Origin of the sequence: Corynebacterium humireducens NBRC 106098 = DSM 45392, assembly GCF_000819445.1 — a bacterium.
GTDB lineage: Bacteria > Actinomycetota > Actinomycetes > Mycobacteriales > Mycobacteriaceae > Corynebacterium > Corynebacterium humireducens.
The window spans coordinates 2,575,936-2,596,857 of sequence record NZ_CP005286.1 but is presented as its reverse complement, the minus strand read 5'-3'; the positions used below and the strand labels follow the sequence as shown (position 1 = coordinate 2,596,857).

Below are 20,922 nucleotides of genomic sequence, written 5' to 3'. Positions count from 1 at the left end.
CAGGGGGCCCACCGCTCCGGTGGGGCTCTCCGCCGAGAAGGTAGCGATACATCACTATTGCCATAGCGATACATCGCAAGTTATGGTGACGACAGACATTCCGATATATCGAAAGGAAGAGAGAATGTACGACATCACCATCAATCACGGTCCCGCCGACGACTGCTGTGGCGGTTACGGCGGACACGGCCACCGCCGGCGCCGCCGCATGCACGGGCGGCACGGCTACCACGGCCACCACGGAGGTCACGGCCGCCGGGGCAGGGGGCGCGGCGGGCGCGCGGGACGCGGCGACCTCCGCCAGGTCATCCTCGTGCTGCTTGCCGACGAACCCATGCACGGCTACCAGCTCATCTCCGAGATCGACGAGCGCACCGAGGGGGCGTGGACCCCGTCACCGGGCGGCATCTACCCCAACCTCAGCCTCCTCGAGGACGAGGGCCTGATCACCATGTCGGTGGAGGAGGGTCGCAAGCTCGCCACCCTCACCGCCGAGGGCCGTGCCCGGGTCGAGGCGAACCCCGGGTGGGCGGGCATCCTCGACGACTACCGCGAGCGTTCCGACGAGGATCCGCGGGGCCGTTACGGACGCGCCTTCCGGGAGCTGAAGGAGGCGGTGCGGGAGGCGGGCGTCGACAAGCAGGAGGAGGTCGCCGAGATCATCGCTGCGGCGGCGGAGCGGATCCGCGGCCTCTAGCGATGTGCACCACCGGCCCGATTGAGGCGGCGGCGATCACCGCGCCGCCGAGGAAGAGCGGTGGGTAGCCGAGCAGCGGGCCGAGGTAGGACAGGACGAGCGGGACGAAGAAGCCGACGTAGGTCAGGGAGTAGAAGACCGCGGTGGCCGCGCCCAGTTCCCGTGGCGGGGCGATGATCTGCACCTCGCGCAGGCCGGAGACCATCATCACGCCGTAGGCGGCGCCGAGCAGCACTGCCGCCGGAAACACCAGCCAGGGCGACCCCGTCACCGCGACGGCGGTCGCCGCCAGCATGCCCAGGATGACGAAGCCGAGGCCCAGGATCGCCGGCGGCACCAGGTCCGACCCGAAGCGGGAGACCAGTGGCTGGATGAGCACGCCGGTGCCCATGGTAACCGCCACGACGAGTCCGGTGAAGGCCACCGGCCAGGTCAGGGCGTCGTCGACCAGAGCGGGGAGGACGGCGAAGGAGGTCGCCACCGCGCCGAAACCCCACGGCGCCCAGGCGGCCACGGCGAAGAGGAAGTGGCGGGAGAGCACGCTGCGGGAGAACAGCGCCCGCCGTTCCACCCCCGGCCGGGGCGCGCCGCCGGGTGTCCGCCACACCAGTGGCGCGATGAGGGTGAGCAGGACGATGTGCACCAGGTAGGGCAGCAGGTTGGGGTGGGGGAGGAACTCGGCGATGAGGCCCGCCAGCAGGGGGCCGCCTCCGAAGCCGAGGGAGAGGGCAACCGTGGCGCGACGGGCCCCCAGGTGGACCGGGCCCGTCGACAGCTCCTGCAGCCAGGCGGCGCCCGCGGCCATGATGAGCCCGATGGCGGTGCCGGCGACGAGACGCCCCACAGAGAGGGCGAGGAAGGAGCCGCCCGCACCGAGGGCCAGGATCGCGGACCCCACCCCGCCCAGGATGAGCGCGGGACGGATCATCGCGCGGCGGCCCTTCACGTCCGACAGGGGGCCGCCGATGAGGAGTGCGGGGACCAGACCGAGCACGTAGACCGCGAGGAGGAAGGTCACCTGCGGCTGGGTGAGTCCCACCTCCGCCCGGTAGGAGAGCAGGAGCGGGGCGAAGAGGTTGGCGCCGAAGGCGAGGACGAACATGCCCAGGCCGACGCGGACCCAGGTGCGGGAATCGGTGCTCATCCGGTCCTCCAGGGATGGTGGTACTTGTGACGGTCCGCACAGTCTATGTCCTGCGGGGAGGATGCGGGGACAACCGCCCTCCGGGTGGGTCGGACACCAACGCACCCCCGGAAAGGGGTGGGATGCCCGTGATGCCCCTGATGGCGCCCCGGCTATAAGTGAGGAAGGTCACGCCTCAAAGGGTTGATTTCCTGCGGTTTCCCTGCTTCTTAGGGTCACCTATTTAAGGCGGGCATTACTAAGGTATGGCTTGCCAATGGTGCCTGACCTGCGAAAACGCCGTAGGCTCAGCATCAACAAAGCAACGAATAAGACGCAGCACCAAGGAGGGACATCATGACCACTCGAGAGTTCAACCCCCGGACCGCAGCCTTCAACCCGGCCATCCGCGTCGAGCGCACCGAGAGGGCCACCATCCTCTCGGTCCCGCGCAACCTCGACGACTTCACCCGCGAGCGCAGGCCGAGCCTGCTCGACCGCCTCGCGTGGATGTTCTACTTCGGCTAGACGTCCAGCACCTTGCCGCGCTGCTCGGGGAGTGTCAGCGTGGCCACCGCGGCCAGCAGGAACGCCGCGGAGAAAAGGCCGAACAGGGCGATCGAGTCGCCCCACAGCAGGATCGGGGGGACGATCAGCGGCGCCATGATGGACGCGATGCGTCCGAATCCGGCCGCCGCACCCGTGCCCGCCCCACGCACGTGCGAGGGGTAGAGCTCCGGGCCGATGGCGTACAGCGCGCCCCAGGCGCCCAGGTTGAAGAAGGACAGCAGGCAGCCGGCGGCGATGATCGTCGTCTCCGTGGAGGCGGTGCCGAAGAACAGTGCCGACGCCGCCGAGCCCACCAGGAACGTCGCCAGCGTGTGTCGCCGCCCCCACGCCTCGATGAGCCAGGCCGCCACGGCGTAGCCCGGCAGCTGCGCCAGCGTGATGATGAGCGTGAACTGGAAGGACTTCACCAGCGTGAAGCCGTCCGCCACCAGCAGTGACGGGATCCAGATGAACGCGCCGTAGTACGAGAGGTTCACGCAGAACCACACGATCCACAGGGCGGCGGTACGGCGCCGCAGGCCCGGCGCCCAGATCGACGTGGCGTCCGCGAAGTCCTCGCGTGGGAGATCGCGGAGGCGCTGCTGCTCGGCGGCGTCGATACGCTGCAGTTCCTGCGTGTCGACGTCCGCCTCGAAGGAGGCGACGACCTCCTCCGCCTTCTCGTGGCGGCCCTTGTCCTCCAGGAAGCGGACGGACTCCGGCAGGCTGCGGCGCACGTAGATGGCGTAGAAGGTGGGGATCATGCCGAGGGCCAGGGCCCAGCGCCAGCCGTTGTCGCCGCTGGTGACCACGAAGTAGCCGATGAGGGCGGCGGAGATCCAGCCGACGGCCCAGAAGGCCTCGAGGATGACGACCATGCGGCCGCGGTACCGACGCGGCGAGAACTCGGAGACCAGGGTGGAGGCGACGGGCAGTTCCGCACCCAGGCCGAGGCCCACCACGAAGCGCAGGGCGATGAGCACCGCGAGGCTGCCCGCCAGGGCGGAGGCGCCGGTGGCCAGGCCGTAGACCAGCAGGGTGAGGGCGAAGACCTGGCGGCGGCCGATGCGGTCGGCCAGCAGACCACCGAACGTGGCGCCCAGCGCCATGCCGACGAAGCCGACGGAACCGAGCCAGGAGGTCTGGGTGGGGGTCAGCCCCCAGTGGACGACCAGCGCCGCCATGATGAAGGAGATGAGGCCGACGTCCATCGCGTCGAGCGCCCATCCGATGCCGGAGCCGAACAGCAGTTTCCGGTGTTTGCCTGTGACCGGCAGCCTGTCGAGGCGCTGGTTCCTGGTCAGTTGTTGGTTCATGTTCTGATCCTAAACCCGCGCGTCTGCGCCGACTACCGGTGCTGTGCCCGGAAGCCGCGCAGCCGCAGGGAGTTCGTCACGACGAACACCGAGGAGAACGCCATGGCGATGCCCGCGAGCATGGGGTTGAGGAAGCCGAGTGCCGCGACCGGGATGAGCACCACGTTGTAGGCGAACGCCCAGAACAGGTTGCCCTTGATCGTGCCGAGCGTGCGGCGGGACAGCCGGATGGCGTCGACGGCGGAGCGCAGGTCGTTGTTCATCAGGGTGATGTCGGAGGCCTCGATGGCCACGTCCGTGCCGGCCCCCATCGCCAGGCCGAGGTCGGACTGGGCCAGGGCGGCGGCGTCGTTGACGCCGTCACCGACCATCGCGACGTGGCGTCCCTCCCGCTGGAGCTTCTCGACGACCGCCACCTTGTCCTCCGGCATCACCTCCGCGATGACGTGCTCGGGGTCGATGCCCACCTCCGCGGCCACGGCCCGGGCGGCCCCGGCGTTGTCACCGGTGAGCAGCATCGGGATCATGCCCAGCTCCCGCAGGGCGGCCACGGCGGCGGCGGAGGTCTCCTTCACGGTGTCGCGGACGGTGATGACGCCGGCCGGCTGTCCGTCGACGGACACGACGACCGGGGTGCCGCCCTGTTCCTGGGCGGCGGTGAAGGCGTCCTGCAGCGCGCCGGGCAGCTCACCGGCGGGGCGGCCGACGGCGATCGTGCGGCCCTCGACGGTGCCGGTCACGCCCTGGCCGGCGAGGTTCCGGAAGTCACTGACCTCGGGCAGCCCCTGGCCCGCGTGGCGGACGACGGCGGCGGCGATGGGGTGCTCGGACCCCGCCTCGACGGCGGCACCCCACCGGAGCACGTCCTCGGCTGAGTGTCCCTCACCAGCCTGGACGTCCGTGACGGACATGACGCCGGCGGTGACGGTGCCGGTCTTGTCCATGACGATGGTGTCCACGCGCCGGGTCGACTCGAGGACCTCCGGACCCTTGATGAGCAGTCCCAGCTGCGCGCCCCGGCCGGTGCCCACGAGCAGCGCGGTCGGGGTGGCCAGGCCGAGGGCGCAGGGGCAGGCGATGATGAGGACGGCGACGGCGGCCGTGAACGACGGGGCCAGTCCGGCGCCGAGCGCCAGGTGGACACCGAGGGTGATCAGCGAGATCACGATGACCACCGGCACGAAGACCTGGGAGATCCGGTCGACGAGCCGCTGGACCGGGGCCTTCCGGGCCTGCGCGTCGGAGACCAGCCGGGCCATCTGGGCGAGCGTCGTGTCACCGCCCACGCGGGTGACCTCGACGAGGAGACGGCCGGAGGCGTTGATCGTCGCGCCCGTGACGCGGGAGCCGACGCTCACCTCGACCGGCACCGACTCGCCGGTGAGCATGGACTCGTCGACCGCGGAGGAACCCTCGATGACGCGGCCGTCGGTGGCGATCTTCTCGCCGGGGCGCACGATGATGACGTCGCCGACCTGCAGATCCCGGACGGGGACGCGGACCTCGCGGTCGTCGCGAAGCACGGCGGCGTCCTTGGCCCCCATGTCGAGCAGCGCGCGCAGCGCCTCCGAGGAACGCCCCTTGGCGCGGACCTCGAACCAGCGGCCGAGCAGCAGGAACGTGATCACGACGGCGGTGGTCTCGAGGTAGATCTCGTCCATCGTGGTGTCGGAGGGGAAGAGGTGCATCTGCATCTTCATCCCCGGGTGGCCGGCGTTGCCGAGGAACAGCGCCCACAGGCTCCACAGGTACGCGGCGGAGGTGCCGAGCGTGATGAGCGTGTCCATCGTGAAGGAACGCTGCCGGAGGTTCGCCCACGTTGCCCTGTGGAACGGGGCGCCACCGAAGAAGAACACCGGCGTGGTCATCGTCAGCACCGCCCACTGCCAGTTGGTGAACTGCAGCGCCGGGATCATGCTCAGCAGCACGATCGGGACGGTGAGCACCGCCGACATGATGAGGCGCTGCCGGAGGTCCGCGGACTCGCGACGGCGGGCGGCCTCGTGGGGGCTCTCACCTGCTCCCGCATCCTCCTCCGCGGGGGTCTCCGCCGTCCCCGCGGTCACTGCGGTCTCGTCGGCGAGCTCGAAGGCGTCGTAGCCTGCGCCGCGGACGACGTCGATGAGCGCGTCGGGGTCGACCTTGGCCGGGTCGTAGGAGATGGACGCGGACTCGGTGGCGAAGTTGACGGTGGCCTCCACGCCGTCGACCTTGTTGAGCTTGCGCTCCACGCGGCCCGAGCAGGCGGTGCACGTCATGCCGGTGACGCCGAGGTCGAGGCGGACCACGTCGACGGGTGGCTGTGTCTGTGTCATACCCACAGCCTATACCCCCCTAGGGTATCGGGCAACGACGAAAAAGCCCGGACCCTCGGTGGGGTCCGGGCGGCCCGGGCTGCCGGCGGCTACTCGACGACCCGGTAGCCGGCCTCCTCGATGGCGGCGGTGACCTGCTCGTCGGTGAAGCCCTCACCGGTGACGGTCACGGTGCCGGTCTCGTGCGAGGCCTCCACGCCGGAGACGCCGGCGACCTCGCCGACCTCCTCCTGCACGGACAGCTCGCAGTGTCCGCAGGTCATGCCCTCTACCTGGTAGTTCTTGACGGCCATGAGATTCCTCTCCTCGGTGGGTGATGAGGTCGAGTCTATACCCTCAGGAGGTATCCGAAAAAGACTAGTCCTGCTCCTGCAGCCGGTAGCCGGCCGCCTCCACCGCGCGGGCGACCAGCTCGTCGGAGATCTCCTCGCCGGTCACCGCCACACGGCCGGTCTCCAGGTCCACATCGACGCCCTGGGTGCCGGGGATCTCGTTGATCTCCTCCTCCACCGAGGCACGGCAGGCGTCACAGGTCATGCCCTCGACGACGTAGTTCTTGATCATGGGGTCCTTTCCTCCGGGTGTTCCCTCCGAATGGGAATAAGGTTCAGCCGGGTAGGGTTGAGCTAGAAAGACACCGCATAAATGCGGTCATATGTAGAACCATACAAAACGACCCAACAGGAGAATCCCTTGGCAACCATTGACGTCACTGAGGCCACCTTCGAGCAGACCGTGACCGGCGAGGGCATCGTCCTCGTCGACGCCTGGGCATCGTGGTGCGGCCCGTGCCGCGCCTTCGCCCCGACCTTCGAGGCCGCCTCCGAGAAGCACCCGGATGCCACCTTCGCGAAGCTGGACACCGAGGCCCACCAGGGTCTCGCTGCGGCCCTGCAGATCCAGTCCATCCCGACCCTGATGATCTTCCGCGACGGAATCATGGTCTACCGCGACGCCGGCGCCCTGCCCCCGGCCGCCCTCGAGGACCTCATCGGTCAGGTCAAGGCGCTGGACATGGAGGACGTCCGCCGCCAGGTCGCCGAGGCCAACGCGGCCCGCGACGCCGAGAGCCAGTAACCCCCGGCTGCAGCCCGGTCCACATTCCTTCCGGAAGAGTGCGGACCGGGCTTTTTCGTGCCGACATGACCGCGTCTTTCGCTCTAAACTCTGTCGTATACCCATTTTCGTCAGAAAGCGAGACCCACGATATGTCTAATCCCCTCTCCAAGGGCTGGAAGTACCTGCTGGCGTCCTTCGATGCGAAGATCGACGAGAATGCCGACCCCAAGGTCCAGATCCAACAGGCCGCCGACGCGGCCAAGAAGCAGCACCAGCAGATCACCGAGCAGGCGGCGGCCGTCATCGGCAACCAGAAGCAGCTCGAGATGAAGCTGGACCGCCTGCTCAGGTCGCAGCAGGAGCACCAGGACCAGACGCGCACCGCCCTGCAGGCCGCCGACCGCGCCACCGCCGAAGGCAATGAGGCCAAGGCGCAGGAGTACACGAACACCGCGGAGATCTTCGCCTCCCAGCTCGTCGCCGTCGAGCAGCAGCTCGAGGAGACCAAGCAGCTCCACGCCCAGGCCACGCAGAATGCGGAGCAGGCCACCCGCCAGCAGCTCGAGTCCGAGGCCCGCCTGCGTGAGCAGCTCGCACAGATCGACCAGCTGCGTGCCCAGGCCGACCAGGCCGCCATGCAGGAGACCGCCACGAAGGCGATGGACTCCATGCAGGAGCTGCGTCCGGACGGCAACGTGCCCACCCTGGACGCGGTGCGGGAGAAGATCGAGCGTCGTTACGCCGAGGCACTCGGTGCGCAGGAACTCACCCAGAACTCCGTCGGCGACCGCATCGCGGAGATCACCAGCGCCGGCACCGACATGAAGGCCGCCGCCCGGCTCGCCGAGATCCGCGCCTCCATGGCCGGCGGCAAGGAGCTCACCGAGGGCAAGGCTGAGGAACAGCCGGAGCTCGTCGAGGCGGAGCCGGTCGAGAATGACGACGACGCCGCCGGGAAGGGGGAGACCCCGGGTCCCGACGGCGTCGACAAGCAGTAGAACAGGGAGCTACTCGCGGATCTCGCGGCGGAAGTTGATCAGTACGCCGCGGATCCCGGAGTGGAACCCGTCCCGGAGGTTGACGCGCTGCGACTCGCTGAGCGTGTACTCGTGGAGGGTCTCGCACGCGAACTGCAGCAGCGGACGGTCGATCTCCGGGGGCAGGCCGCCACCGGAGAGCAGATGTGCCTGGTCACGCTGCTCCGACGTGGCGGCATTCTCGTACCACCAGGTCGCGTACTGCTGACCGACGTCGAAGGGCGTCTGGAAACCGGCCGAGGACCAGACCTCCTCCGGCAGCGGCACATAACGCGAACGCAGCTTCCGGCGGGGAGCCATCATCGACGGCTTCGGGGCCGCCGGACGGGGAGCCGGCTTCGGCGTCTCCTCCTCCTGCTTCTCGACGTCCCCCTCCTTCTCCTTCTCCGCCGCCGCGGGGGCGGGCGGCTGTGTCGGAGTGCGGTCCTCCTGCAGGGGCCGCTCGGGGAGCGGCATGTCGGCGTCGTCGATCTCGGAGGCCTGCTGCGGCGGGCGGAGCGGCTCCGGCTGCGCCGACACCGCGGCCGCCTCCTGGACGGCGGCCTCCACCGGCGACGGGGCCTGCGACAACGGGCTGGCCGGGGCGAAGGTGCCCTCGGCCGGGCTGCAGTCCTCCGCCGGGACGGTGGGGGAGTGGGGGGCCGCCGGAGTCTCGGCGGTGTCGGTGCTCTCGGTGCTCTCGGCCCGGGGTGCGCCGTGCGGGCTGGGCACCGCCGTCATGCCGAGGTCCTCGATGGGCTCGGCGTCGGACAGCGGGCGGTCGCGCACGACTGGCGGCAGCGGACCCTCGAGAACCTGCAGCTGCATGGCCTCGGCGAAGTCCTCCCGCGGATCGAGGATGGTCGTGGAATCACAGGCGTGGCGCAGGGCCGAGGACATGGAGTCCCAGCCGAAGCCGTAGAGATGGACACGGATGCCGTGGTTGGTGGCCTCGTTGACGCCGGGGATCATGTCGGCGTCGCCGGAGACGAGGACGATGTCGGAGACCTGCTGGCGGCAGGCGGCAACGACCATGTCCGCGACCAGGCGGGTGTCCACGGCCTTCTGGGTACGGCGCTCGCCCCACTCGATGAGCTGGCCGGCGCGCAGCTGCACGCCGTCGCAGGTCCGGAGGGCCCGCTGGTAGCGGTGCGGCCCCGACTCGGGGATGCCGTCGTACCAGAGCTGCCGGTGAATCGGCTGATGGAGCTGGTTCTGGATCATCGACCCGAGGACGTTGACGACCTCGGGGAGATCAATTTCTAACTGCGCACGAGCACCCGTCTCCCACGAGTTGTAGAAACTCGCGAGGAGATAAGAGGTGTCGACGAAGACAAGTGTGCGTTCAAGCATGGCTCCTAATTTCTTTTTTGTCCGGTATCTAAGGTGAGTTTCTTCCCCACCAGCATGCCTTAACCCGGGGCGCCACGTCGATGGCGGGCAGGGGATTCCCGGCATTCACGCAGGTGGCAGGGGGTGACGGTTGCCGGATCGTAATCTCGCCGATAGGTTGGTTAGTGATGTAATCAACCGCTGAAGAGTGCCGATGGACGATACAACCGCCCCACTGTTCCGTCAGATCGCCGGACTCATCGAGGACGGCATCATCGACGGCACCCTCTCCCCCGGATCGCGCGCCCCCTCAACCAACGAGCTCGCCGACTTCCACGACATCAACCCCGCCACCGCCCGCCGGGGACTCACACTCCTCGCCGACCGGGGGATCCTGGAGAAGAGGCGCGGCCTCGGCATGTTCGTCACCCCACGGGCGCGGGACATCATCCTCGCCCGCCGGCGCGAGGACTTCGCGGCCAACTTCCTGGTCCCGCTTGTCGACGAAGCCGCCAAGCTCGACTTCACCCGCGCAGAGGTGCGGACACTCATCGAGGCTGTCGCCGAGAGCCGGGGACTCTACCGCTGACGTAGGCGCTCACGATTGCCTGTTGGGTGCCGATCGGCGTGTGTGGTGTGTGACGTTTAGGTGCTGTGAGCTGGGGATTTGTGTTGGTGTGTGGGGGTGTGTAACTTTATGTGAGTCAGCGCGACCGACAACGCCCCGCAGACAACACCCCCACCAGGGAGTGCTGGATGTGAGTAGGCGGCAGGAAAACAGGCCCTGACAAGCTAAGAAAAATTCACGAACAGAACACGGATTTGACTTCGGTCGGATCACTTCGGTAAGTTCGTAACTCGTCGCCAAGACCGGTGCCAGGGATATTCTCCCGGGTGTGTGTCGAGGTGTGCAAGTGTTGTGTGAGAACTCAATAGTGTGCCAATGTACTTTTGTTTGTGGTCTATTGGTTGTGTGTGCCGGCCAGCCTCGGGCGTATGATGTTCGGGTTGGTGGGTGTGTGCCGGGTGGTACCTTTTCTATGACAGGGTGCCACTGGAAATAATGCGCACCACCATGTTGTGTGGTGTGAGTTGTTGTGGTGCAGGCATGATCATGGCCGTGAATTTTTTCCGGCCTCCTTCTTCTTCCTCGTCGAAGTGGTGGGGGCCGGGTTGCGGACATGTCCCCGGTACCAGCCTTTGGTGGTTGGTGGTGGGGGTGTTTGTGAATCATCATTTTGGACAATCATTTTCATCATCGCCTCGTTGTGGGGTGGTGGTGTGCTGGTTGTTTGTTTTTGGTTGGGTTTGGGCTTTCCTGCCTGATTCTTCTGATAGAAGTTTTTGTGGAGAGTTTGATCCTGGCTCAGGACGAACGCTGGCGGCGTGCTTAACACATGCAAGTCGAACGGAAAGGCCCCAGCTTGCTGGGGTACTCGAGTGGCGAACGGGTGAGTAACACGTGGGTGATCTGCCCTGCACTTCGGGATAAGCCTGGGAAACTGGGTCTAATACCGGATAGGACCCTCCTTTAGTGTGGGGGGTGGAAAGATTTTTCGGTGTGGGATGAGCCCGCGGCCTATCAGCTTGTTGGTGGGGTAATGGCCTACCAAGGCGTCGACGGGTAGCCGGCCTGAGAGGGTGGACGGCCACATTGGGACTGAGATACGGCCCAGACTCCTACGGGAGGCAGCAGTGGGGAATATTGCACAATGGGCGGAAGCCTGATGCAGCGACGCCGCGTGGGGGATGACGGCCTTCGGGTTGTAAACCTCTTTCGACAGGGACGAAGCCTTTTGGTGACGGTACCTGTATAAGAAGCACCGGCTAACTACGTGCCAGCAGCCGCGGTAATACGTAGGGTGCGAGCGTTGTCCGGAATTACTGGGCGTAAAGAGCTCGTAGGTGGTTTGTCGCGTCGTCTGTGAAATTCCGGGGCTTAACCTCGGGCGTGCAGGCGATACGGGCAATACTTGAGTGCTGTAGGGGAGACTGGAATTCCTGGTGTAGCGGTGAAATGCGCAGATATCAGGAGGAACACCGATGGCGAAGGCAGGTCTCTGGGCAGTAACTGACGCTGAGGAGCGAAAGCATGGGTAGCGAACAGGATTAGATACCCTGGTAGTCCATGCCGTAAACGGTGGGCGCTAGGTGTAGGGGTCTTCCACGACTTCTGTGCCGTAGCTAACGCATTAAGCGCCCCGCCTGGGGAGTACGGCCGCAAGGCTAAAACTCAAAGGAATTGACGGGGGCCCGCACAAGCGGCGGAGCATGTGGATTAATTCGATGCAACGCGAAGAACCTTACCTGGGCTTGACATACACCGGACCGGGCCAGAGATGGTCCTTCCCTTGTGGCTGGTGTACAGGTGGTGCATGGTTGTCGTCAGCTCGTGTCGTGAGATGTTGGGTTAAGTCCCGCAACGAGCGCAACCCTTGTCTTATGTTGCCAGCACGTGATGGTGGGGACTCATGAGAGACTGCCGGGGTCAACTCGGAGGAAGGTGGGGATGACGTCAAATCATCATGCCCCTTATGTCCAGGGCTTCACACATGCTACAATGGTCGGTACAACGCGTCGCCACACCGTGAGGTGGAGCTAATCGCTGAAAGCCGGCCTCAGTTCGGATTGGGGTCTGCAACTCGACCCCATGAAGTCGGAGTCGCTAGTAATCGCAGATCAGCAACGCTGCGGTGAATACGTTCCCGGGCCTTGTACACACCGCCCGTCACGTCATGAAAGTTGGTAACACCCGAAGCCAGTGGCCCAACCCTTGTGGAGGGAGCTGTCGAAGGTGGGATCGGCGATTGGGACGAAGTCGTAACAAGGTAGCCGTACCGGAAGGTGCGGCTGGATCACCTCCTTTCTAAGGAGCTTTTTTGAAAGTCCACGTCTGACAGTTGTCGTCGGTGGCGTCGGTCGGTTGGTGGTCACGAGTGTTGACCCGCCGGCCACAATGTAATCGGGTGGACGCGCACCGTAGCGGTGCACACGACCAGGACTTGATCATGAACATGTGGGTATGTTGGCACGCTGTTGGGTGTCTGGGACAACATGGTTGTTTCCGGTGATCACCTATTCTTCCCGCCTGCTGGTGGGGGACGTTGATGTCCTCGTGCTGGTGGTGGGGGTGGGTGGTGTGTTGTGTGAGAACTGTATAGTGGACGCGAGCATCTTTATTTTTTGTGTGCCGCACATCCCTGGCTCCTTTTGGGGGTTGGGTGGTGTGTGGTTGTTTGTTCAAGTTGTAGTTCACCAGCTGCGCCTTTTTTCGTTAGGGTGTGGTTGTTGTGTGTTTGTGTAAGGGCACATGGTGGATGCCTTGGCATGCTGGGCCGATGAAGGACGTGTAAGGCTGCGTTAAGCCTCGGGGAGTTGCCAATAGAGCGTTGATCCGAGGATGTCCGAATGGGGAAACCCGGCCACCGTGATGGGTGGTCACCCCACGATGAATTCATAGTCGTGGTGGAGGTTGACGCGGGGAAGTGAAACATCTCAGTACCCGTAGGAGGAGAAAATAACAATGATTCCGTTAGTAGTGGCGAGCGAACGCGGAGGAGGCTAAACCGTGTGTGTGTGATACCTGACAGGGGTTGCGCATGCGGTGTTGTGGGATGCATCTTCCCGGGGGCTGTCACCCCCGGGCGTGTGGTGTCGTGGTTAGCGGAAGTGGTCTGGGAAGGCCCGCCGAAGAGGGTGAGAGTCCCGTACGTGAAGACCAGGGGCTGTGCGTGATGTTGTTCCCGAGTAGCAGCGGGCCCGTGAAATCTGCTGTGAATCTGCCGGGACCACCCGGTAAGCCTAAATACCCAGTGTGACCGATAGCGGATAGTACCGTGAGGGAATGGTGAAAAGTACCCCGGGAGGGGAGTGAAATAGTACCTGAAACCGTGTGCCTACAATCCGTCAGAGCACCTCTTGTGTGTGATGGCGTGCCTTTGGAAGAATGAGCCTGCGAGTCAGCGGCATGTCGCGAGGTTAACCCGTGAGGGGTAGTCGTAGCGAAAGCGAATCCTAACGAGGGTGAAGCAGTGGCATGTCCTGGACCCGAAGCGGGGTGATCTACCCATGGCCAGTGTGAAGCGATGGTAAGACGTCGTGGAGGCGCGAACCCACTTAGGTTGAAAACTGAGGGGATGAGCTGTGGGTAGGGGTGAAAGGCCAATCAAACTCCGTGATAGCTGGTTCTCCCCGAAATGCATTTAGGTGCAGCGTTGCGTGTTGCTTGCTGGAGGTAGAGCTACTGGTTGGTTGAGCGGGACCACAATCTTAGCAATGTCAGCCAAACTCCGAATGCCGGTCAAGTTAGCGCAGCAGTGAGACTGTGGGGGATAAGCTTCATAGTCGAGAGGGAAACAGCCCAGATCGCCGGCTAAGGCCCCTAAGGGTGTACTAAGTGGAAAAGGATGTGGGATCGCGAAGACAGCCAGGAGGTTGGCTTAGAAGCAGCCATCCTTGAAAGAGTGCGTAATAGCTCACTGGTCGAGTGGTTCTGCGCCGACAATGTAATGGGGCTCAAGTACACCGCCGAAGCCGCGGCAAAAACAATTGTTTTTGGGTAGGGGAGCGTCGTGCATGCTGTGAAGCAGTACCGTGAGGGGCTGTGGAGTGTGTGCGAGTGAGAATGCAGGCATGAGTAACGAATTGGCAAGTGAGAATCTTGCCCGCCGGATGACTAAGGGTTCCTGGGTCAAGTTCGTCTTCCCAGGGTGAGTCGGGACCTAAGGCGAGGCCGACAGGCGTAGTCGATGGACAACGGGTTGATATTCCCGTACCCGTGTATGTGCGCCCGTGGTGAATCAGTGATACTAACCACCCACAAACCTCGTGGAGTCGTCTTTGACGTCTCCACCTGGCGCGTGCGTGGGGCCTAATCTGGTAGTAGCCAAGTGATGGGGTGACGCAGTGGGGTAGCCGTGCCACTTATTGGATTGTGGTGTAAGCGTGTAGCACGAGGGGACAGGCAAATCCGCCCCTCATGATGTGTGAGACGTGATGCGTAGCCCGTTGTGGGTGATGTCGGTGATCCCGTGCTGTCGAGAAAAGCCTCTAGCGATGTACATACATGGCCCGTACCCCAAACCGACACAGGTAGTCAGGTAGAGAATACTAAGGCGTTCGGGTGAACTGTGGTTAAGGAACTCGGCAAAATGCCCCCGTAACTTCGGGAGAAGGGGGGCCGTCACTGGTGAAGCATCTTGCATGTGGAGCTGGTGGTGGTCGCAGAGAATAGAGGGAAGCGACTGTTTATTAAAAACACAGGTCCGTGCGAAAACGATGAAGTTGAGGTATACGGACTGACGCCTGCCCGGTGCTGGAAGGTTAAGAGGACCTGTTAGCGACCTTCGGGTTGCGAAGCGGAGAATTTAAGCCCCAGTAAACGGCGGTGGTAACTATAACCATCCTAAGGTAGCGAAATTCCTTGTCGGGTAAGTTCCGACCTGCACGAATGGCGTAACGACTTCCCTGCTGTCTCAACCACAGGCCCGGTGAAATTGCAGTACGAGTAAAGATGCTCGTTACGCGCGGCAGGACGAAAAGACCCCGGGACCTTCACTATAGCTTGGTATTGGTGTTCGGTTCGGTTTGTGTAGGATAGGTGGGAGACTTGGATCACATGACGCCAGTTGTGTGGGAGTCGTTGTTGAAATACCACTCTGATCGGATTGGACACCTGAACCTTGGCCCATGATCTGGGTTGGGGACAGTGCCTGGTGGGTAGTTTAACTGGGGCGGTTGCCTCCTAAAATGTAACGGAGGCGCCCAAAGGTTCCCTCAGCCTGGTTGGCAATCAGGTGGTGAGTGTAAGTGCACAAGGGAGCTTGACTGTGAGAGTGACAGCTCGAGCAGGGACGAAAGTCGGGACTAGTGATCCGGCACCAACTTGTGGATGTGGTGTCGCTCAACGGATAAAAGGTACCCCGGGGATAACAGGCTGATCTTCCCCAAGAGTCCATATCGACGGGATGGTTTGGCACCTCGATGTCGGCTCGTCGCATCCTGGGGCTGGAGTAGGTCCCAAGGGTTGGGCTGTTCGCCCATTAAAGCGGTACGCGAGCTGGGTTTAGAACGTCGTGAGACAGTTCGGTCTCTATCCGCCGCGCGCGTTGAAACTTGTGGAAGGCTGTCCCTAGTACGAGAGGACCGGGACGGACGTACCTCTGGTGTGCCAGTTGTTCCGCCAGGAGCAGGGCTGGTTGGCTACGTACGGAAGGGATAACCGCTGAAAGCATCTAAGCGGGAAGCCTGTTTCGAGATGAGGTTTCTTTTGAGGTTCCCCATAGATGATGGGGTTGATAGGCCGGATCTGGTAGCACTGTGAGGTGTGGAGGTGACCGGTACTAATTGACCGACAAAAACACACAAACTTTACCCCCCTTCGTGGTGGGGTGTGTGCAACGCAACGTAACAACACATAGCAACACATGGTTTGCTCGCGTCCACTATGCAGTGTCTGACACAACACGCCCGTCACCGGGACCCCCACCTGTGGTGGTGGTTGTCCTGTGGGTGTGTCGGTGGTTGATAGCGGCAGGGAAACGCCCGGTCCCATTCCGAACCCGGAAGCTAAGCCTGCCCGCGCTGATGGTACTGCACTCGGGAGGGTGTGGGAGAGTAGGTTGCCGCCGACGCTAAAAAATTGAACAACTGAATATGAGGGTGGGTGGCCCCGGGACAGGAACAACAGTTCCAGCCCGGGGCCACCCACCCTTTTTGTGATTCCAGAAACTGCCGACCCCGCAGCCGGCGTCGGGAAGACCGGCTACCAGTGATCGCATAGCTGTTTCTGCATGTAGGTTGGCTTTTATTGGCTCTTCACGATTTGGAATGCGTAGCTGACCACGGGGTGGGGTTCGGGGTGGCACAACATGTAGAGGTCCTGGCCGGTACAAGATGAGAGTTGCGAAGCTTCCATCTGACCGAACCAGGACCCTACTGTGCAGCCTAGTGGCAACCTCGTCGCCGACACCATCTGCCGCACGGCAGAAATCGGCCTGACCATCACCGGAGCCGCTGACGCCGGCAACATCACCATCATCGACGCCACCCCGGTGGCCGTGGCCACCACCTGTCCCGAGTGCGGACACCCCGGGACGAAACGTGATCACGTGGTCCGGACTCTGGTCGACCTGCCGGTGGTGGGGTTCCCCACCCGCCTGCATGTGCGCGTCCCCAGATTCCTGTGCACGATGGCGTCCTGTCCCCGCAAGATCTTCCAGGCTTCACTGGCCTGCGCGGATGACCGATCCAAGCTCACCCACCGCGTCACCCGCTGGGTCCTCCAGCGACTAGCGATTGACCGGATGAGCGTGGCTGCGACCGCCACAGCGCTGGGCGTCGGGTGGGAGCTGGTCAACCAGGTCGCACTGGATGCCTGCCGCCAGCTCGTCTACGACGATGCTTCCCACCTCGATGGAGTCCGGATCCTCGGTGTGGACGAACATGTCTGGAAGCACACCCGAAAGCCAGGCCAGCCGTCCAACCTGGTGACGATCCTGGTCGACCTCACCCCGCTGGTCGACGGACGTGGGCCGGCCCGACTACTGGATATCCGCCCAGGCCGCAGCGCAGACGTGCTGCGCACGTGGCTGCAGGAACGCGACCCTGGCTTCCGGGAGCAGGTGCAGGTCGTGACCATGGACGGGTTCACCGGCTACGCCAGCGCTGTCGACCAGGTCCTCCCGGGCGCCACCAAGGTCATGGATCCCTTTCACGTGGTCCATCTGGCAGCTGACAAGCTCACCGGATGCCGGCAACGGCTCCAACGAGAGACCACCGGACGCCGGGGCCGCAAGGACGATCCGCTGTACAAGCACCGTCGCACGCTACTGACCAGGACGGACTACCTCACCGAGCGGCAGAAACAGCGACTGGACATGCTGTGGGCCACCGATGACGACTACGTGGCCCTGGAGGTGACGTGGATGTTCTATCAGGACGTGATCCAGGCGTACGGGCATCCGAAGAAGTCGGAGGGCAAGAAGTTGATGGACCGGATCATCAACACCCTGCGCAAAGGCTTGCCGAAAGGTCTGGAGGAGCTGGCTCAACTCGGGAGAACCCTGTGGCGTCGGCGGGAAGATGTCCTGGCGTACTTCGATATCGGGGCGTCCAACGGTCCGGTCGAGGCGATCAACGGACGGCTTGAGCATCTACGCGGGATTGCTCTGGGGTTCAGGAATCTCAACCACTACATCTTGCGGTCACTGATCCACTCCGGCCAGATACACAACCGGATCAACGCACTCTAAATCGTGAAGAGCCTCTTTGACCTGACCTCCCAGGGCTCCTCCGGGGGCGCGCCGCAGCCTCAGCCTGATCCGCCTCCGGTCCCGGGCTTTGACGTGGCGAAGTTCAAGCAGGACACGCTCAACTACTACCAGTATCTGGGTTGGAACCCCTACGACCCGGCGTTGAACAACTACCTGAAGCAGTTCCTCCAGGTTGACCTCTCCGCCCAGAAGTGGACCAAGCGGAGCCGTTGTGGCGACTGCCGATGGGCAGATCTGCCGGCCAAGCCGGGATACTTTGCGGGCATCCACAGGGTCCCGAAGGCCAGCGCCGACATCTTCGTCGACCCCTCGGGCCAGAAGCCGGTCACCGGTAATCCTGGCCTTGGCGTGGAAGTCAAGGAGGAGGGCAACTACCTCTACGTTTTCGTCGCCTGGAAGCAGTGATAGTCCGCCCCGTCTGAACCCCGTCCATCCGCACCCCGTGCCTTCTGGCCCGGGGTGCCTCCTTGTGGCCCGGGTCAGTACTGCACCGGCAGCAGCCGGCGCGGTGCCGTGAAGGTTCGGCCCTCGCCGCTGAGCGGGTCTACGAAGGAGAGTCCGGTGGACACCAGGTGCAGGGGGCGTCGGAAGTCCTCCTCATCCTCGGTGTGGATCCGTGGGTAGATGTCGTCGCCGAGGATCGGGACGCCGGCCTCCCACATGTGCAGGCGCAGCTGGTGGGTGCGGCCGGTCTCCGGCTGCAGGACGTAGTGCGCCAGGGGTGGGCAGGGGCCGTGGACGGATTCGAGTGTGGCCTGTTCCTCGGGGGTGAGGGGGATGACGTCGACAAGTGTGGTGGTGGCGTTGGGTTCCCCGGGGACGATGTGGCCCTGGATCTCGCCGGGGACCTTGATCATGCGGGAACGCCACACGGTGCCCGGCTGGAGGGCCGGGTCGTGGACGGCGATCGCCTCGTAGGTCTTGGTCACGGCGCGGGAGGCGAAGAGCTGCTGGTAGGCGCCGCGGACGTCGCGACGCAGTGTGCACAGGAGCAGGCCGGAGGTGAGGCGGTCGAGGCGGTGGGCCGGGGTGAGCTCGGGAAGATCCAGCGCCCGGCGCAGGCGGACGGTGAGTGTCTCGGTGATGTGCTTCCCGCGGGGCATGGTTGCCAGGAAGGGTGGCTTGTCGGCCACGAGCAGGTCCCGGTCGCGGTGGAGGATGCCGATCTCGTAGGGGACCTCGGGCTCGGGGGCCGGCAGGCGGTAGAAGAACACGTCCTGCCCGGGGGCGACGGGGTCCTCGAAGCCGAAGGCCACTCCGCGGCGGTCGACGACGAGGCCGTCCTCGAAACGCTGCCGGAGCGCGCGGGCGTCGTCACGCGGGTGACGGTGACGTTGGGTGGCGATGAGGTGGCCGACCCATTCGCCGGCGGTCATCGGCGCGGCGTCCTCGGGGAGGCGGGCGCGGGTGGCGGTGAGTCCGTCGCGGACCGGAAGTGGTGACCGTTGTCCGCGGGGAGGCTGTACTACTCTGTCAGACATGAACTTCGACGCAATCCTTAACCCGGCCATCGCTTTTTCCTCTGAGGGTATCGGAGCGGTCATGCTCGATATCGCAAAGGTCATCTACAGCCTGCTGTACCCGGCGAACTCGGATGCCGCACGACCCATCGACATCCCGGCGTAAACGCAGCTTAGAGCAGCCTATCCTGCCCTGCGGGCGCCAGGTCAACTGGTTGTAACATCTGACTCAAACCTGTCATCAACCGGTACAATAATTTGTGATACTCATAATCTGATCCTCACGAAGGAAAGGGCGCACGAGATGACTCAGGAAGATATCGTCGTTGTAGCAGTTGACGGCTCCCCGGCCTCCCACAACGCGGTCCGTTGGGCAGCCAACACTGCCAACAAGCGGGGCATCCCGCTGCGGCTGGCATCGTCGTACACGATGCCGCAGTTCCTCTACGCGGAAGGCATGGTCCCGCCGCAGGAGCTTTTCGACGACCTGCAGTCCGAGACCATGGAGAAGATCGACGAGGCCCGTGCCATCGCCCACGAGGTCGCGCCGGAGCTGAAGATCGGCCACACCATCGCCGAGGGCTCCCCGATCGACATGCTGCTCGACATGTCCCGTGACGTCACCATGATCGTCATGGGCTCGCGTGGCCTGGGTGGTCTGTCCGGCATGGTGATGGGTTCGGTCTCCGCGGCCGTCGTCTCCCACGCCTCCTGCCCGGTCGTGGTCGTGCGCGAGGACAACACCGTCGACGAGTCCACCAAGTACGGCCCGGTCGTCATCGGTGTCGACGGTTCCGACGTCTCCCAGAAGGCCACCGAGATCGCCTTCGCCGAGGCCCACGCCCGCGGTGCGGAGCTGGTCGCCGTCCACACCTGGATGGACATGCAGGTCCAGGCCTCGCTGGCCGGCCTGTCCGCCGCCCAGCAGCAGTGGGAGGAGGTCGAGCGTGAGCAGATCGACATGCTGGCCGAGCGTCTCGCGCCGATGACCGAGAAGTACCCGGACGTCCAGGTGCGCAAGGTGATCACGCGTGACCGTCCGGTGCGGGCCCTGGTGGAGAACTCCGAGGGTGCGCAGCTCCTCGTCGTGGGTTCCCACGGTCGTGGCGGCTTCAAGGGCATGCTGCTCGGTTCGACCTCGCGTGCGCTGCTGCAGTCGGCGCCGTGCCCGATGATGGTGGTGCGACCCGAGTCGCTCTAACCTCTGCCCGTCGACGTTCCCCCGTGCCGGTCCCGGACCGGCACGGGGGATCTGTCATTTCCGGTAGTTGTTTTATGTGGGATTCCCGGCGGTCAACATCTGTGTTCATTTCTGCAACGATCCCGTTACTTTTTGCTTTGCCCCGTGCGGTCGCGCCGGTGTCGTGACAGACTAGACATGTTCACATACGCATGAATGGCAGGTAACTGCACGGACCAAAGGAGAACACAATGCTCGGACTCGGAATTCTCGGTTGGATCATCATCGGCGGCCTGGCCGGTTGGATCGCCTCCAAGATCAAGGGCACGGACGCCCAGCAGGGTCTCCTGCTCAACATCGTCGTCGGTGTGGTCGGCGGTCTACTCGGTGGCTTCCTCCTCAGCCTCCTGGGGGTCGACGTGGCCGGCGGAGGCCTGATCTTCAGCTTCCTCACCTGTCTGCTCGGTGCGGTGATCCTGCTGACCATCGTCAACATGGTGACCGGTCGCAGCCGGAGCTAGCCTGCGGGTCCCCGCATGAACCCGCCCCTCGGGGCGGGTTTTTTCATGCCCGTATGCAGGGCGACTGTCAAAAGACGTACC

Annotated in this window: 17 protein-coding genes and 3 rRNA genes; 13 read left to right on the top strand and 7 right to left on the bottom strand. The window is 64.2% G+C overall.

Going from position 1 to position 20,922, the window contains the following annotated elements:
* The first annotated feature begins 124 nt into the window (after window positions 1-124).
* On the top strand, window positions 125-697 hold the full coding sequence (locus B842_RS12585) for a PadR family transcriptional regulator (RefSeq protein WP_052437948.1): 573 nt from the start codon (window positions 125-127) through the stop codon (window positions 695-697).
* On the opposite strand, the gene B842_RS12580 is transcribed toward B842_RS12585, so the two are convergent.
* The gene (locus tag B842_RS12580; protein WP_245631369.1) at window positions 660-1,841 is read right to left on the bottom strand and encodes an MFS transporter; all 1,182 of its coding nucleotides are present in this window, start codon (window positions 1,839-1,841) and stop codon (window positions 660-662) included. The two genes, B842_RS12585 and B842_RS12580, sit on opposite strands and share 38 nt — an antisense overlap.
* A 336-nt stretch (window positions 1,842-2,177) precedes the next feature.
* Between B842_RS12580 and B842_RS13790 the strand changes: the two genes are divergently transcribed.
* A complete protein-coding gene (locus tag B842_RS13790; RefSeq protein WP_156119523.1) occupies window positions 2,178-2,348 on the top strand; it encodes a hypothetical protein in 171 nt (56 codons plus the stop codon).
* On the opposite strand, the gene B842_RS12575 is transcribed toward B842_RS13790, so the two are convergent.
* From B842_RS12575 to B842_RS12560, 4 genes are all read right to left on the bottom strand, one after another.
* The gene (locus tag B842_RS12575; RefSeq protein WP_040087031.1) at window positions 2,345-3,685 is read right to left on the bottom strand and encodes an MFS transporter; all 1,341 of its coding nucleotides are present in this window, start codon (window positions 3,683-3,685) and stop codon (window positions 2,345-2,347) included. The genes B842_RS13790 and B842_RS12575 overlap by 4 nt on opposite strands.
* A gap of 32 nt (window positions 3,686-3,717) precedes the next feature.
* Window positions 3,718-6,000 carry a heavy metal translocating P-type ATPase gene (locus B842_RS12570; protein ID WP_040087029.1) on the bottom strand — a complete coding sequence of 761 codons (2,283 nt, stop codon included), beginning with the start codon at window positions 5,998-6,000 and terminating at the stop codon, window positions 3,718-3,720.
* Window positions 6,001-6,089: 89 nt separating this feature from the next.
* Window positions 6,090-6,293, bottom strand: a complete 204-nt coding sequence (locus B842_RS12565; protein ID WP_040087027.1) for a heavy-metal-associated domain-containing protein — start codon at window positions 6,291-6,293, stop codon at window positions 6,090-6,092.
* Between the two features lie 64 nt (window positions 6,294-6,357).
* A complete protein-coding gene (locus tag B842_RS12560) occupies window positions 6,358-6,564 on the bottom strand; it encodes a heavy-metal-associated domain-containing protein (RefSeq protein WP_040087025.1) in 207 nt (68 codons plus the stop codon).
* 129 nt (window positions 6,565-6,693) lie between these two features.
* Here B842_RS12560 and trxA point away from each other — a divergent pair, with 129 nt between their 5' ends.
* Window positions 6,694-7,077, top strand: coding sequence for a thioredoxin (gene trxA, locus B842_RS12555; RefSeq protein ID WP_040087023.1), 384 nt, complete (start codon window positions 6,694-6,696; stop codon window positions 7,075-7,077).
* 131 nt (window positions 7,078-7,208) lie between these two features.
* Window positions 7,209-8,057 (top strand): PspA/IM30 family protein, encoded by an 849-nt coding sequence (locus tag B842_RS12550; protein WP_040087021.1) that lies wholly within the window; start codon window positions 7,209-7,211, stop codon window positions 8,055-8,057.
* 9 nt (window positions 8,058-8,066) lie between these two features.
* Here B842_RS12550 and B842_RS12545 read toward each other — a convergent pair whose 3' ends face one another.
* Window positions 8,067-9,428, bottom strand: coding sequence for an NYN domain-containing protein (locus B842_RS12545; RefSeq protein ID WP_040087019.1), 1,362 nt, complete (start codon window positions 9,426-9,428; stop codon window positions 8,067-8,069).
* Between the two features lie 193 nt (window positions 9,429-9,621).
* Here B842_RS12545 and B842_RS12540 point away from each other — a divergent pair, with 193 nt between their 5' ends.
* The 6 genes from B842_RS12540 (at window position 9,622) to B842_RS12515 (ending at window position 18,085) form a co-directional block, all read left to right on the top strand.
* Window positions 9,622-9,996, top strand: a complete 375-nt coding sequence (locus B842_RS12540; protein WP_040087017.1) for a GntR family transcriptional regulator — start codon at window positions 9,622-9,624, stop codon at window positions 9,994-9,996.
* A 754-nt stretch (window positions 9,997-10,750) separates the two neighbouring features.
* Window positions 10,751-12,273, top strand: a 16S ribosomal RNA gene (locus B842_RS12535).
* Window positions 12,274-12,697: 424 nt separating this feature from the next.
* Window positions 12,698-15,773, top strand: a 23S ribosomal RNA gene (locus tag B842_RS12530).
* 148 nt (window positions 15,774-15,921) lie between these two features.
* A 5S ribosomal RNA gene (gene rrf / locus B842_RS12525) occupies window positions 15,922-16,039 on the top strand.
* Together the 16S, 23S and 5S rRNA genes form the textbook arrangement of a ribosomal RNA operon.
* 306 nt (window positions 16,040-16,345) lie before the next feature.
* Window positions 16,346-17,659, top strand: coding sequence for an ISL3 family transposase (locus B842_RS12520; protein ID WP_040085205.1), 1,314 nt, complete (start codon window positions 16,346-16,348; stop codon window positions 17,657-17,659).
* Between the two features lie 3 nt (window positions 17,660-17,662).
* Complete coding sequence (locus B842_RS12515) at window positions 17,663-18,085, top strand: hypothetical protein (RefSeq protein ID WP_040087015.1); 423 nt, start codon at window positions 17,663-17,665, stop codon at window positions 18,083-18,085.
* A gap of 74 nt (window positions 18,086-18,159) precedes the next feature.
* Here the strand turns inward: B842_RS12515 and B842_RS12510 are convergent, their stop codons facing one another.
* Window positions 18,160-19,224 (bottom strand): pseudouridine synthase, encoded by a 1,065-nt coding sequence (locus B842_RS12510; protein ID WP_082028468.1) that lies wholly within the window; start codon window positions 19,222-19,224, stop codon window positions 18,160-18,162.
* Between B842_RS12510 and B842_RS13870 the strand changes: the two genes are divergently transcribed.
* The 3 genes from B842_RS13870 to B842_RS12500 all read left to right on the top strand — a co-directional run bounded on the left by B842_RS13870 (window position 19,160) and on the right by B842_RS12500 (window position 20,841).
* Window positions 19,160-19,306: a hypothetical protein gene (locus tag B842_RS13870; protein ID WP_169744865.1), complete on the top strand. Its 147-nt coding sequence runs from the start codon at window positions 19,160-19,162 to the stop codon at window positions 19,304-19,306. The genes B842_RS12510 and B842_RS13870 overlap by 65 nt on opposite strands.
* 138 nt (window positions 19,307-19,444) lie before the next feature.
* The gene (locus B842_RS12505) at window positions 19,445-20,341 is read left to right on the top strand and encodes a universal stress protein (RefSeq protein ID WP_040087011.1); all 897 of its coding nucleotides are present in this window, start codon (window positions 19,445-19,447) and stop codon (window positions 20,339-20,341) included.
* Between the two features lie 230 nt (window positions 20,342-20,571).
* The gene (locus B842_RS12500; protein ID WP_040087009.1) at window positions 20,572-20,841 is read left to right on the top strand and encodes a GlsB/YeaQ/YmgE family stress response membrane protein; all 270 of its coding nucleotides are present in this window, start codon (window positions 20,572-20,574) and stop codon (window positions 20,839-20,841) included.
* Window positions 20,842-20,922 lie beyond the last annotated feature (81 nt).

What these genes read in the sequence shown, in the direction of transcription:
- B842_RS12570 (WP_040087029.1), bottom strand. Translation starts at nt 6,000, where the DNA reads ATGACACAGACACAGCCACCCGTCGACGTGGTCCGCCTCGACCTCGGC.
- B842_RS12505 (WP_040087011.1), top strand. Translation starts at nt 19,445, where the DNA reads ATGACTCAGGAAGATATCGTCGTTGTAGCAGTTGACGGCTCCCCGGCC.
- B842_RS12565 (WP_040087027.1), bottom strand. Translation starts at nt 6,293, where the DNA reads ATGGCCGTCAAGAACTACCAGGTAGAGGGCATGACCTGCGGACACTGC.
- B842_RS12585 (WP_052437948.1), top strand. Translation starts at nt 125, where the DNA reads ATGTACGACATCACCATCAATCACGGTCCCGCCGACGACTGCTGTGGC.
- B842_RS13790 (WP_156119523.1), top strand. Translation starts at nt 2,178, where the DNA reads ATGACCACTCGAGAGTTCAACCCCCGGACCGCAGCCTTCAACCCGGCC.
- B842_RS12550 (WP_040087021.1), top strand. Translation starts at nt 7,209, where the DNA reads ATGTCTAATCCCCTCTCCAAGGGCTGGAAGTACCTGCTGGCGTCCTTC.
- B842_RS12500 (WP_040087009.1), top strand. Translation starts at nt 20,572, where the DNA reads ATGCTCGGACTCGGAATTCTCGGTTGGATCATCATCGGCGGCCTGGCC.
- B842_RS12560 (WP_040087025.1), bottom strand. Translation starts at nt 6,564, where the DNA reads ATGATCAAGAACTACGTCGTCGAGGGCATGACCTGTGACGCCTGCCGT.
- B842_RS12575 (WP_040087031.1), bottom strand. Translation starts at nt 3,685, where the DNA reads ATGAACCAACAACTGACCAGGAACCAGCGCCTCGACAGGCTGCCGGTC.
- B842_RS13870 (WP_169744865.1), top strand. Translation starts at nt 19,160, where the DNA reads ATGAACTTCGACGCAATCCTTAACCCGGCCATCGCTTTTTCCTCTGAG.
- B842_RS12545 (WP_040087019.1), bottom strand. Translation starts at nt 9,428, where the DNA reads ATGCTTGAACGCACACTTGTCTTCGTCGACACCTCTTATCTCCTCGCG.
- B842_RS12510 (WP_082028468.1), bottom strand. Translation starts at nt 19,224, where the DNA reads ATGACCGCTCCGATACCCTCAGAGGAAAAAGCGATGGCCGGGTTAAGG.
- B842_RS12540 (WP_040087017.1), top strand. Translation starts at nt 9,622, where the DNA reads ATGGACGATACAACCGCCCCACTGTTCCGTCAGATCGCCGGACTCATC.
- B842_RS12580 (WP_245631369.1), bottom strand. Translation starts at nt 1,841, where the DNA reads ATGAGCACCGATTCCCGCACCTGGGTCCGCGTCGGCCTGGGCATGTTC.